This is a genomic window from Rahnella sp. Larv3_ips (assembly GCF_003697865.1).
Lineage (GTDB): Bacteria > Pseudomonadota > Gammaproteobacteria > Enterobacterales > Enterobacteriaceae > Rahnella > Rahnella rivi.
In genome coordinates this window covers 516388-529080 of sequence record NZ_MJIB01000003.1, presented here as the reverse complement: position 1 = coordinate 529080, position 12693 = coordinate 516388, and the positions used below count along the sequence as shown (strand labels likewise).

Annotated in this window: 12 protein-coding genes and 1 riboswitch; of the genes, 10 read left to right on the top strand and 2 right to left on the bottom strand. The window is 55.1% G+C overall.

Annotation, left to right across the window (positions count from 1 at the left end):
* Positions 1-68 precede the first annotated feature (68 nt).
* Genes ED901_RS02440 through ED901_RS02415 form a run of 6 tightly spaced genes read left to right on the top strand, consistent with a single transcriptional unit; the run spans position 69 to position 5858 of the window.
* On the top strand, positions 69-866 hold the full coding sequence (locus tag ED901_RS02440) for an alkaline phosphatase family protein (RefSeq protein ID WP_122094572.1): 798 nt from the start codon (positions 69-71) through the stop codon (positions 864-866).
* Between the two features lie 26 nt (positions 867-892).
* Positions 893-1735, top strand: coding sequence for an ABC transporter permease subunit (locus tag ED901_RS02435; protein WP_056776004.1), 843 nt, complete (start codon positions 893-895; stop codon positions 1733-1735).
* A 22-nt stretch (positions 1736-1757) separates the two neighbouring features.
* Positions 1758-2543, top strand: coding sequence for an ABC transporter permease (locus ED901_RS02430; protein ID WP_056776006.1), 786 nt, complete (start codon positions 1758-1760; stop codon positions 2541-2543).
* Between the two features lies 1 nt (position 2544).
* Complete coding sequence (locus tag ED901_RS02425; protein WP_056776008.1) at positions 2545-3537, top strand: ABC transporter ATP-binding protein; 993 nt, start codon at positions 2545-2547, stop codon at positions 3535-3537.
* A complete protein-coding gene (locus ED901_RS02420; protein ID WP_122094571.1) occupies positions 3534-4190 on the top strand; it encodes an HAD family phosphatase in 657 nt (218 codons plus the stop codon). The genes ED901_RS02425 and ED901_RS02420 overlap by 4 nt, the downstream gene beginning before the upstream one ends.
* A gap of 15 nt (positions 4191-4205) precedes the next feature.
* On the top strand, positions 4206-5858 hold the full coding sequence (locus tag ED901_RS02415) for a Na/Pi cotransporter family protein (protein WP_056776013.1): 1653 nt from the start codon (positions 4206-4208) through the stop codon (positions 5856-5858).
* Between the two features lie 77 nt (positions 5859-5935).
* On the opposite strand, the gene panS is transcribed toward ED901_RS02415, so the two are convergent.
* Positions 5936-6853: a ketopantoate/pantoate/pantothenate transporter PanS gene (gene panS, locus ED901_RS02410; RefSeq protein WP_056776016.1), complete on the bottom strand. Its 918-nt coding sequence runs from the start codon at positions 6851-6853 to the stop codon at positions 5936-5938.
* A gap of 90 nt (positions 6854-6943) precedes the next feature.
* On the bottom strand, positions 6944-8335 hold the full coding sequence (gene lysC, locus ED901_RS02405) for a lysine-sensitive aspartokinase 3 (RefSeq protein WP_056776018.1): 1392 nt from the start codon (positions 8333-8335) through the stop codon (positions 6944-6946).
* Positions 8336-8441: 106 nt separating this feature from the next.
* A riboswitch (Lysine riboswitch) is annotated at positions 8442-8633 on the bottom strand.
* Between the two features lie 260 nt (positions 8634-8893).
* On the opposite strand from lysC, the gene pgi reads away from it, so the two are divergent.
* The 4 genes from pgi (at position 8894) to ubiA (ending at position 12634) form a co-directional block, all read left to right on the top strand.
* Positions 8894-10543, top strand: a complete 1650-nt coding sequence (gene pgi / locus ED901_RS02400; RefSeq protein WP_056776020.1) for a glucose-6-phosphate isomerase — start codon at positions 8894-8896, stop codon at positions 10541-10543.
* Positions 10544-10688: 145 nt separating this feature from the next.
* On the top strand, positions 10689-11096 hold the full coding sequence (psiE, locus tag ED901_RS02395; protein WP_056776022.1) for a phosphate-starvation-inducible protein PsiE: 408 nt from the start codon (positions 10689-10691) through the stop codon (positions 11094-11096).
* Positions 11097-11186: 90 nt separating this feature from the next.
* Complete coding sequence (gene ubiC / locus ED901_RS02390) at positions 11187-11726, top strand: chorismate lyase (RefSeq protein WP_122094569.1); 540 nt, start codon at positions 11187-11189, stop codon at positions 11724-11726.
* Between the two features lie 41 nt (positions 11727-11767).
* Complete coding sequence (gene ubiA, locus ED901_RS02385) at positions 11768-12634, top strand: 4-hydroxybenzoate octaprenyltransferase (protein ID WP_240993860.1); 867 nt, start codon at positions 11768-11770, stop codon at positions 12632-12634.
* The last annotated feature ends 59 nt before the right edge of the window (positions 12635-12693 follow it).

Sequence of the window (12693 nt, the reverse complement as noted above, 5' to 3'; positions counted from 1 at the left end):
AATAAAATAAAAGCGAACAGCGAAAGCATTGTTTTCATTACAACACCTGCACCAAAGGCAAACGTGTCATGAAGAGCATTCTGGTAGTACTGGACGGCCTGAATTATCAGGTCGGCCACGACGCAATGGGGTATTTACAGGCGCAGTGTGCCGCAGGACGCGGCCGCTTGTATCCGCTGGAATGTGCACTGCCTTCGCTGTCCCGGCCACTGTATGAGTGCATCCTCACCGGCATCACGCCGGTGATGAGCGGCATTGTGAATAATCAGGTTGACCGGTTATCCACACAGCGCAGTATTTTTCATTATGCCCGCGACGCCGGTCTGACGACGGCGGCTGCGGCCTATCATTGGGTCAGCGAATTGTATAACCGCACGCCGTTCGACCCGCCGAGGGACCGTCATACCAGCGATGACACGCTGGCTATTCAGCACGGTCATTTTTATTACGACGACGTCTACCCGGATTCGCATTTGTTCGACGATGCCGAGAGTCTGCGTCGCCGCCACGATCCTGATTTCCTGCTGATCCACCCGATGAACATTGACGACGCCGGGCATAAATTTGGTCTGTCGACGCCTCAGTACCGCAACAAAGCGCGGACGGCAGACGGCATCCTGTCACGCTATCTGGGCGAGTGGCTCGATGCGGGTTATCAGGTCATTGTCACCGCCGACCACGGCATGAACGACGATCGCAGCCACGGCGGCATTTTGCCGCAAGAGCGCCAGGTGCCGTTATTTGTTTTCGGCAGTGCGTTCAGCTTGCAAGATGCCGCGCCTCTGCAAACTGAGCTGTGCGGAACCCTCTGTCAGATCCTCAATATTGCCCACGATAAGCCACACTGCGCGGCATTACTGGCCTGAATCCCGTCACTTTTAAAGGATACCCGATGAAAGCTAAGTGGATTGCAGCGCTTTTTATGCTGCCGTTTCTGGTGTTCTTCATTGCCTTTCAGCTGGCGCCGCTGGCCTGGATTGCGGTCAGCAGCTTTTACAGTGAAACCTATGAAGCCTGGGGGCTGGGAAATTACACCGACATCCTGACCTCGCCGTTCTATCTGCAGGCCATGCGTTTCTCGCTGGATATTTCGATCTGGTCAAGCGTCTACGGTTTGCTGATTGCGTTAGTGGGCAGTTACTCACTTCGCCAGCTCGGCCCGACAAAGCTGCATGACTTCGTGATGTCGTTTACCAACATGACCAGTAACTTTGCGGGTGTCCCGCTGGCCTTTGCCTTTGTGATACTGCTCGGTCTTAACGGCTGCCTGACCCTGCTGCTGCAAAAATACGGGCTGATGGAAAACTTCAATCTGTATTCAAAAAGCGGACTGATCGTTCTCTATACCTATTTTCAGATCCCGCTCGGCGTATTGCTGATGTACCCGGCATTTGATGCGCTGCGCGAAGACTGGCGGGAGTCTGCCGCTTTGCTGGGGGCAGGCCGCTGGAGTTACTGGCGCTACATCGGTATGCCCGTGCTGTTTCCGGCGCTGATGGGGACGTTCGTGATTTTGCTCGCCAATGCACTCGGCGCCTACGCCACGGTGTACGCCCTGACCACCGGCAATTTCAACGTTGTGCCGGTGCGAATTGCCGCGCTGGTGTCCGGCGATATTTCCCTCGACCCCAATATGGGCAGTGCGCTGGCGATGTTACTGGTGGTGCTGATGGCCTTTATCACGCTGATCCATCAGTGGTTATTGCGTAAAAGTTATCTCAGTCAGCGCAGCTGATTGCCGGAAAAAGGAACGTAACATGTCGCGGTCTGAAGCAATTTACCACCGTGTGGTGATCTGGGTTTTACTGATTTTACTGATGCTGCCGCTGCTGGCGACGCTGGTGTATGCGCTGGTACAGGAGTGGGGCGCGACGATTTTGCCGAGCGGTTTTACGCTGAAATGGCTGGTGGCGTTATGGAGTGATCCGCGATTTCTTATCGCGCTCTGGCACTCGCTGCTGGTGTGTTTCGGCACGCTTTTCCTCTCGCTGGTGCTGATCCTGCCACTGATGTTTGTGATCGCTTACTATTTCCCTAAGCTCGATGCGCTGATGAATATCCTGATCCTGCTGCCGTTTGCGGTGCCGCCGGTGGTGTCTTCCGTCGGCCTGATGCAGCTCTACTCCGGCGACCCTTTTCCCCTCACCGGGACGCCGTGGATCCTGATTGGCTGTTACTTCACTATCGCGCTGCCGTTTATCTATCGCGCCATCTCTAACAACATGCAGGCCATCAACCTGCGTGACCTGATGGACGCCGCGCATTTGCTGGGAGCCAGCACCTGGAAAGCGGCGCTGCTGGTGGTTTTACCGAACTTACGCAAAGGCGGGATGATCGCAGTCCTGCTCTCATTCTCCTTCCTGATTGGTGAATTCGTGTTCGCCAACCTGCTGGCAGGCAGCCGTTATGAAACGGTGCAGGTCTATCTTTACAACATGCGTAATGGCAGCGGCCATTTCACCAGCGCGCTGGTCATCTCCTATTTTATGGTCGTCCTGATGTTTACCTGGGTGGCGAACATGCTGAACAAAGGAAAGAGCTGATATGTCATATTTGCAGGTCACTCAACTCAACAAATCGTATGGCCCGACGCAGATTTTTCACAACATTGATTTCTCTGCCGAAGAGGGGGAATTTGTGACCCTCCTCGGGCCGAGCGGTTGCGGAAAATCAACGCTGCTGCGCTGTCTGGCCGGTCTGACCTCCGTCGACAGCGGAAAAATTCTGATCCAGGGGCAGGATATTGTGCCATTGCCGCCACAACAGCGCGGCATCGGCATGGTCTTCCAGAGCTATGCGTTGTTTCCCAATATGAGTGTCGAGGCTAACGTGTCTTTTGGCCTGAAAATGCAGAAACTGCCCGCTGCTGAAGTGCATCGTCGCGTCGGCGAGGTGCTGGAACTGGTGGAAATGAGCGATTATGCCAAACGTTATCCGCATCAGCTTTCCGGCGGGCAGTGTCAGCGTGTGGCGCTGGCGCGATCGCTGGTGACGCAGCCGCGTCTGTTGCTGCTCGATGAGCCGCTGTCGGCGCTCGATGCCCGCATCCGTAAGCATTTGCGTGAACAAATCCGCCGTATACAGCGTGAAATGAACCTTACCGCGATCTTTGTCACCCATGATCAGGAAGAAGCGCTGACCATGTCAGACCGGATTGTGCTCATGAACAAAGGACAAATCGTCCAAAATGCCGATGCCGAAACCTTGTATACTGAACCTGTCGATGCGTTCGCCGCAGGCTTTATCGGCAGCTACAATCTGCTGAGCCCTGAACAAGCGATGGCGCTGACCGGCATGACCTACACTGGCCGCGTCGCCATTCGTCCTGAATCGGTCACGATGTGCGAACTGATTGAAGGGATACCGGCAAAAATCCTCAGCCACAGCCTGCTCGGTAACGTTGTGCGCTATCGCGTTTTAGCGCACGGCGTGGAGCTTTCTGTGGATGTTTTAAACCGTTCTGTGGCCTCACTTCGCGCCGACGGCAGCGATATTGGTCTACAGTTAGATCTTGTTACGTTACGGGAAGTTGCATGAAACTGGCGCTGTTTGATCTCGATGAAACCCTGATTAGCGGCGACTGTTCCAGCCTGTGGTCAGCGTATATGGTGGCACAGGGCTGGGTGGCCGATAAACAGGCTTTCCTGCAACAGGACGCCGCCCTGATGCAACAATATGCGGTGGGAAAAATGGATATGCAGGAGTACATGCGATGTACCCTGATGCCGCTGACCGGTCGCAGTGAACATGACGTGGCGGCGATGGTTGGCCGGTACGTAGAAGAAATTATCGCACCGCGCATTTATGCGCAGGCGCGTGAGTGTCTGGCCACTCACCGCGCACGGGGCGACCGGACGGTGATTATCTCCGCGTCCGGTGAGCATCTGGTGCGACCGATCGCCCGTTTCCTCGGTGTTGAGGAAACGCTGGCGATCGGCGTAGACATTCAGCATGGCCGCTTTACCGGGGCCACGCAGGGAACGATGACCTATCGCGAGGGCAAGGTTTCGCGATTGTTGGAACTCATCAATCAGGACGCATCCCTGCTGCTGCAAGCCAGTTTTTATTCGGATTCTCATAACGATCTGCCGTTACTGACCAAAGTGGGTCAGCCGCATGCAGTGAATCCGGACGCCATCCTGCTCCAGCACGCCCGGCAGGCAGGATGGCCGGTCTATGCCTGGCGTTAATGGAGCTGTTTTTTCGTGTTAACCCTTCTTCATCTGTTATCTGCTGTCTCGCTGCTGGTGTGGGGGACGCACATCGTCCGTACCGGCATCATGCGTGTTTTCGGCGCCAATTTGCGCCGCGTGCTGAGCAGTAGCGTAGAAAAAAAACCGCTGGCCTTCGTGGCCGGTATTGGTGTGACCGCGCTGGTGCAAAGCAGTAATGCCACCGCGCTGCTGGTGACGTCCTTTGTTTCTCAGGGGCTGGTTGCGCTGGCACCTGCGCTTGTGATCATTCTCGGTGCGGATGTCGGTACCGCCGTGATGGCGCGTATCCTGACGTTCGATCTCTCCTGGCTTTCTCCGCTGTTTATCTTCGTCGGCGTGGCGTTTTTCCTCAGCCGTAAACAAACCCGTGCCGGCCAGATGGGGCGCGTCGGTATTGGCCTCGGGCTGATTTTACTGGCGCTTGAACTGATTGTTTCCGCGGCGACGCCGATCATGCAGGCGTCGGGCGTCAAAGTGCTGTTCTCCTCGCTGACCGGTGATGTGCTGCTCGATGCCCTGACCGGCGCCGTTTTTGCCATCATCAGTTACTCCAGTCTGGCAGCCGTTCTTCTGACCGCCACGCTGACGGCGACCGGGGTGATTTCCCTGAAAGTGTCATTGTGCCTGGTGATCGGTGCCAACCTTGGCAGCGGTTTACTGGCGATGATCAACGCCAGCAAAATGAATGCGGCGGGCCGCCGCGTGGCGCTCGGCAGCACCCTGTTTAAACTGATTGGTCTGGTGATTGTGCTGCCGTTTGTCGGGCCGCTCTCGACGCAACTGGCGCGGCTGGGCATCCCGGACGAAGAGTTGGTGATCTATTTCCACATGTTCTACAACCTGATCCGCTGTCTGGCGATGGTGCCACTGACCGCGCCGATGGCCAGAGTGTGCGAGATGATGATTGCTGATGTGCCGGAAGACGATCCGCGCCTGCGTCCGCGCCATCTTGACGTCAGTGCGATTGATACCCCCACGCTGGCGCTGGCCAATGCCGCCCGCGAAACCCTGCGCATGGGCGACGTGGTGGAACACATGCTGATCCTCAACCGGGAAGTTATGCACGGCAAACTGGCACAGGATCGCGAAGTGCGCCGTCTCGATGACGATGTGGACGTGCTGTACACCGCCATCAAACTTTATCTGGCGCAAATCAACAAAGAAGGGCTGGGCGAAGAGGATTCACGCCGCTGGGCTGAAATCATCGAAATGGCGCTCAACCTGGAGCAGGCGGGCGATATTATCGAACGCATGACCGGCGATATTACGGCGAAATCTCATGCCACGCGCCGCGCATTTTCCCCTGAAGGGCTGGTGGAACTGGACGCGCTGCACGAAAAACTGCTGGATAACCTGCGTCTGAGCCTCGGGGTATTCCTGTCGAATGACCTGACCAGCGCCCGTCGTCTGCGCCGTTCTAAACATCGTTTCCGTATTCTCGACCGCCGTTATGCGCACGCGCACGTTGACCGCCTGCATCAGCATAATGTGCAGAGTATCGAAACCAGTTCATTGCACCTTGGCCTGCTGGGCGACATGAAGCGTCTGAATTCGTTGTTCTGTGCGGTCGCGTATAACGTGCTGGATCAGGACGAGCAGGAAGATGAACAGCGTGAACCGAATGATGATATGAAACGGGTTTAATATCCGCTTTCATGAGTAAAAAAAACGGGCGCTGAGGAAGGCGCCCGTTTTTTTATTGCTCTTTTAAGCGTCTGAAATCAGTCTTTTTTGACCGGTTTACCCGACCAGTAACCGGCCAGCAACGAGCCGGAAAGATTGTGCCAGACCGAGAACAGGGCGCCTGGCAACGCGGCCAGCGGGGAGAAGTACATTTTCCCGAGCGTCGCGGCCAAACCCGAGTTCTGCATACCGACTTCCATCGCCAGCGTGCGGCAGGTGGTTTCGTCAAAGCCAAACAGTTTCCCGCCCCAGTACCCGCTCAGCAAACCGATACCGTTGTGCAGAATCACCGCCACAATCACCACTAAACCTACGGAACCGATAAAGCCCTGACTTCCGGCCACTACGGCGCTGATGATGGCGATGATACACACCATGGAAAACAGCGGCAGCAGCGGTTCGATGCGTTTCACGATTTTCGTGAACAGATGATGAATGATAAGGCCAGCCAAAATCGGGATAACCACGATCTGCAAAATGCTCAGCAACATGCCTTCCACATCCACTTTGATGTGCGTATCCACATATAAGCGCGTCAGCAGCGGCGTGGCGAAAACGCCGACCAGCGTGGAAACCGCAGAAATGGTCACGGAAAGCGCGACGTCACCTTTCGCCAGATAAATCATTACGTTGGATGCGGTACCGCTGGCAACGCTGCCTACCAGAATCATGCCGGCAGATAAATCCGCGGGCATGTGGAACAGTTTTGCCAGTACCCAGGCCGCCAGCGGCATGATCAGATAATGCAGGAAGGTGGCGGCGGCTACCGGGCCGGGGCGGGAAAGGACGCGTTTGAAATCCCCGAATTCAAGGGTGACGCCCATCGCGAACATAATCAGCATCAGCAGGGTAGACACATGGGGGCCGATAGGCGTGAAGGTGGTCGGCGAAAAATAGGCCGCGACGGATAACAGCACGGCCCACAGCGGAAACAGGCGGGTGATTATGGCTAACATTGAGGATGATCCTTGTCTTTGTTGTTTTGCAAAAGTACTGACAAAAAAAAGACCGGGCACAAGGCCCGGTCTTCTCAGATACCGCGCCCGTTATTGTTCGAATAGGTTGCGGTGCAGAGTTTTAACGACCTGATCGGCATCGCTGCCCGGCACCAGGAAGCACAGGTTATAGCTGCTCGCGCCGTAACAAATCATGCGGATATTGAACGGATCCAATACACCGAACACTTCTTTGCCCACGCCGCAGGCCTGCGACAGTTTGTTGCCGATAATGGCGATCAGCGCCAGATTCTCTTCCACTTCAACACGACACAGTGACGACAGTTCAGTCAGCAACGACGTGGTCAGCAGGCTGGCATCGGAAGACGTCGAGCCGGTGGTGTCGAGGGTCAGCGCCACGCTGACCTCAGAGGTGGTGATCAAATCAACGGAAATATTGTGGCGCGCCAGAATACCAAACACGTCGGCGAGGAAACCGCGTGAATGCAACATGCTCAGGCTGTGCAGTGTCACCAGCGTCTGCCGGCGACGCAGGGCAATGGCACGGAACAGCGGCGGGTTATCGGAGGTATCACACACCAGAGTGCCGCCGCCCGAAGGATCTTTGCTGGAGCCGACAAACACCGGGATGCCGCGACGTACCGCAGGCAGCAAGGTGGCCGGGTGCAGAACTTTGGCGCCGAAGGTCGCCATTTCGGCCGCTTCTTCAAACGCAATACGATCTATACGTTTTGCCGCCGGGACCAGACGCGGGTCAGTGGTGTAAATACCCGGTACGTCAGTCCAGATATCGACGCGCACAGCCCCCAGCGCTTCGCCCAGCAATGCGGCGGTGTAATCGCTGCCGCCACGGCCCAGCGTGGTGGTGCGGCCTTTGCCTTCCGAGCCGATAAAGCCCTGGGTGATCACCAGCGCATTCTGTAAACGTGGCTGCAATTGCTGAAGGGTCAGGTCGGTGAGCGCCTGCGTGTCCGGCTCTGCGCGTCCGAAATGGTCGCTGGTACGCATGACTTTACGCACATCAAACCATTCCACGGGCACGTTGCGCTGGCGAACGATTTCAACAAACAGCAGGGTGGACATCAGTTCGCCGTGGCTGACCAGTTCGTCGGTCAGCGCGGTGGACGTCGCGAGGCTCGCCGCTTCTGACAGCATCGCAATATTTTCCAGCATGCGGCCAATTTCTTCACGAATAACCGTGGGGTTATCGAGACGATCAATAATGGCATTCTGGATACGGCGGATTTCATCAAGCAGGAACACGCGGCGTTCGGTTTCTTTACCGACAGCCAGCTCGACTAATAAATTGGTGACGCCCGCAGAGGCGGAGAGAACGACCAGACGAACTTCAGGGCGCGCAAGAACGATGTCTGCGCTGCGGTTCATCGCGTCGAAATCCGCCACGCTGGTACCGCCGAATTTGGCGACGATGACGCTGCCAAAAGGCTGTGGGTTGGCGTTGCGGGATGCTGCGTAATTCATGTAAAACCTCATGTCCGGGCCATCAACATCGTGACAGCCAGCTAATCCATAAGAATTGGCACAAGGGGAGAGCGGGAAACGGGGGCAGACGTAGAGATACTACGATACACCCAGAAGCGCCCCACCATGCCAATACCCTTTTTCGGGTATGTCGGTGACAACCCAGAGGATTCAGCCCCTGTGGTCGATCGTCTGCCTGCCGTCAGCATCTGACCTCGGCGCCGCTCCCCCTGATGCACCTTCGTAGGATTTCGGCTCCTCCGGTACACTGCCTGGGCGACGCGCCTCTTCTGGCTCACGCATACCCCGGCGACGTGAATGATTTCGGGGATAAGCTATGCGTAAGTTAGGTGCTTAGGAATAACGGGTTATGGCGCGTCTGTCAACGGTCTGACGGCTTAGCGCGCCACATTTTGAGCGATTGTCATCTAATATTGTTCTCTGTCATTGTGAATCCACAGATCTGGCCTATCGCAAGAAAAGGCATCTCATCTCGGGAAGTTCAGGATACAATCGGGACAGTTACCTCATATTTATTCTCAGCCTAAGAGCATTGCTATGAAAAATATCAATCCAACTCAGACCGCTGCCTGGCAAGCCCTGCAGCAGCATTTCGACACGATGAAAGATGTGCAGATTAGCCATCTGTTTGCTGAAGATGGTGATCGTTTCTCGAAGTTCTCTGCCACTTTTGAAGACCAGATGTTGGTCGATTTCTCTAAAAACCGCATCACTTCAGAAACTCTGGATAAGCTGCAAGCCCTGGCCAAAGAGACTGATCTTCAGGGTGCAATCAAATCGATGTTCTCTGGCGAGAAGATCAACCGCACCGAAGACCGCGCTGTTCTGCACGTTGCCCTGCGTAACCGCAGCAACACGCCGATTGTGGTCGATGGCAAAGATGTCATGCCGGAAGTGAACGCCGTGCTGGCGAAGATCAAAGGCTTCACCGAGCGCGTAATCGGTGGCGACTGGAAAGGCTATACCGGTAAAGCGATCACTGACATCGTGAACATCGGTATCGGCGGTTCTGACCTCGGCCCGTTCATGGTGACCGAAGCGCTGCGTCCTTACAAAAACCATCTGAATATGCATTTCGTCTCCAACGTTGACGGCACGCACATTGCCGAAACGCTGAAAGACCTGTCGCCGGAAACCACGCTGTTCCTGGTGGCGTCAAAAACCTTCACCACGCAAGAAACCATGACCAACGCCCACAGCGCGCGTGACTGGTTCCTGAAAACGGCGGGCGATGATAAACACGTGGCGAAACACTTCGCGGCGCTGTCTACCAACGGCAAAGCTGTGGGTGAGTTTGGTATCGACACCGACAACATGTTCGAATTCTGGGACTGGGTCGGCGGCCGTTACTCTCTGTGGTCTGCAATCGGCCTGTCTATCGCATTGTCTGTAGGTTTCGAAAACTTCGAACAACTGCTGAGCGGTGCTCACGCGATGGATAACCACTTCGCCAATACCCCTGCAGAGAAAAACCTGCCGGTTCTGCTGGCGCTGATCGGTATCTGGTACAACGATTTCTACGGCACTGAAACCGAAGCCATCCTGCCATACGACCAGTACATGCACCGTTTTGCGGCGTACTTCCAGCAAGGCAACATGGAATCCAACGGTAAATTCGTTGACCGTAACGGCAACCCGGTGGATTACCAGACTGGCCCGATCATCTGGGGTGAGCCGGGTACCAATGGTCAGCACGCGTTCTATCAGCTGATCCACCAGGGTACCAAAATCATTCCTTGTGACTTCATCGCGCCGGCTGTCAGCCACAACGCGCTGAGCGATCATCACGCGAAACTGCTGTCTAACTTCTTTGCTCAGACAGAAGCGCTGGCATTCGGTAAATCTCTGGACGTGGTTGAGAAAGAATTCGCCGACCAGGGTAAAAAACCGGAAGACGTTAAACACGTCGCGCCGTTTAAAGTGTTCGAAGGTAACCGTCCGACCAACTCCATCCTGCTGCGTGAAATCACGCCATACAGCCTGGGTGCGCTGATCGCGATGTACGAGCACAAAATCTTTACTCAGGGCGCTATCCTGAACATCTACACCTTCGACCAATGGGGCGTAGAACTGGGCAAACAGCTGGCAAACCGTATTCTGCCAGAGCTGGAAGGCGACAAAGACGTGACCGGCCATGACAGTTCAACGAATGGTCTGATCAACCGCTTCAAAAACTGGCGTGCATAAGTCTTTAGCAAAGTCGTAAATCGCTAAAGTCCGCCAAAATAAAAGGGTTAGCCGTAACTGGCTGACCCTTTTTTAATGCCGCTTTTACTGTGCGGACTCTGTGGTATTCTGCGGGTATTAATAACAAAAGTGGGATGTAGATCACATGGCAGGATCAAAACGTGCAACGATGATATCGGTCATCATGCAGCGAATTTTGAACGTTTTCTTATTAGGGCTGGCGGCGATCCTGATGATTTTTATCGGGCGCGAAACCTATCATCTGGCAATGGTACTGTTCGTGAATAACGATCAGTCATCGTCATATCTTCTGATAGAGGGGATTGTCATTTACTTCCTCTATTTCGAGTTTATCGCGCTGATTATCAAGTATTTTTCATCGGGCTATCATTTCCCGTTGCGCTATTTTATTTATATCGGCATCACGGCAATTATCCGCCTGATTATTGTTGACCACAAAAGTCCTTATGACACGCTGGTTTACGCCTGCGCGATTTTGGTTCTGGTTGTGACGCTGTTCCTGGCCAACAGTGAGCGTCTGCGCCGCGAGTAAAATGATGCGATTACTGCCTCGCATTCATGCGTTAGAATACGAGGCAGATAATTCATTGGAGGTATGAATACCTCCATTACGGAGCCGTTGATGTCTGATTCCCATTCCCCTGCACAACCCCCGATTCACTGGTTTAACGACCCGACAGATGTCCCTGCGGATGTTGCTGACTGGCTGATGGAAATGGGATCCATGACCCGTCGCTTTGAAAAACAGGGTGTTACTGTCACCGTTAAACCTCAAAATGAGTGTTTTGTGACCCGCGCGGAGCTTGGCGAAAGTGAAGCGCAGCAACTCCCGGAAAGCGCCCGTTACTGGGTTCGGGAAATTGTGTTGTTCGGTGATGCCGAGCCGTGGTTACTCGGACGCACCGTGATCCCCGAAGAGACACTGACCGGGCCGGATTTGGCGCTGGTTGATCTCGGCACCGTGCCGCTTGGTCGCTACCTGTTTAGCGGCAATAATCTGACCCGTGATTACATTCATCTCGGGCAGTTACAGAGTGAGCAGGGCGATCTGTGGGCGCGCCGCTCGCGTCTGCGCCTTTCTGATAAACCGCTGCTGCTGACGGAAATCTTCCTGCCAGATTCGCCGGTTCACCGCCCAGAGGGCAAAGTGAGCGGGACATGACCCAAACTAATCAACAAGGAGAACAGAGAGTGTCCGCAAGTATGCCGCAGGGTACCTGGCGTGATTATTGCCGTCTGATGCGTATTGATAAGCCCATCGGTTCGCTGTTGCTGCTGTGGCCGACGTTGTGGGCGCTGTGGCTGGCCGGTGGCGGCATGCCTTCGGCTAAAATTCTCGTGGTGTTTGTGCTGGGGGTCTTCTTCATGCGCGCCGCCGGCTGTGTGGTGAATGATTACGCCGATCGCAAAATCGACGGCCACGTCAAACGCACTGCCAACCGCCCGCTGCCGAGCGGGACTATCAGCAGTACGCAGGCCAAAATGTTGTTTGTCGGGCTGGTGCTGGTGTCTTTCCTGCTGGTTCTGCTGCTTAACCGCATGACGATATTGTTATCTCTGGCCGGGCTGGCGCTGGCGTGGGTGTATCCGTTCATGAAGCGTGTCAGCCATTTACCGCAGTTTGTATTGGGTGCGGCTTTTGGCTGGGCGATCCCTATGGGGTACGCCGCCGTCAGTGAGACGCTGCCGCTGAGCTGCTGGTTATTGTTCCTGGCGAATATCTGCTGGACGGTGGCCTACGACACGCAATATGCGATGGTTGATCGCGATGATGATGTGAAGATCGGTGTGAAATCCACGGCAATTCTCTTTGGTCGTTTTGACACGCTGATTATCGGATTGCTGCAACTGGCGACGCTGGTTCTGATGGCCGTTGTCGGGCATCTTTCAGAGCTTGGCGCGCCATTCTACTGGTCGCTGCTGCTGGCCGCTGCGCTGTTTGTCCATCAGCAAAAGTTGATTGCTAAACGTGAGCGTGACGCCTGTTTTCTGGCCTTCCGCCAGAATAACTACGTGGGCCTGGTGCTGTTCCTCGGTATTCTGATGAGCCTTCAGGCGTTCACTTTCTAAGTTTTCAGCCAGCAGAGCGCGCATAAAAAAACGCCCGGACTTTTACAGAGTCCGGGCGT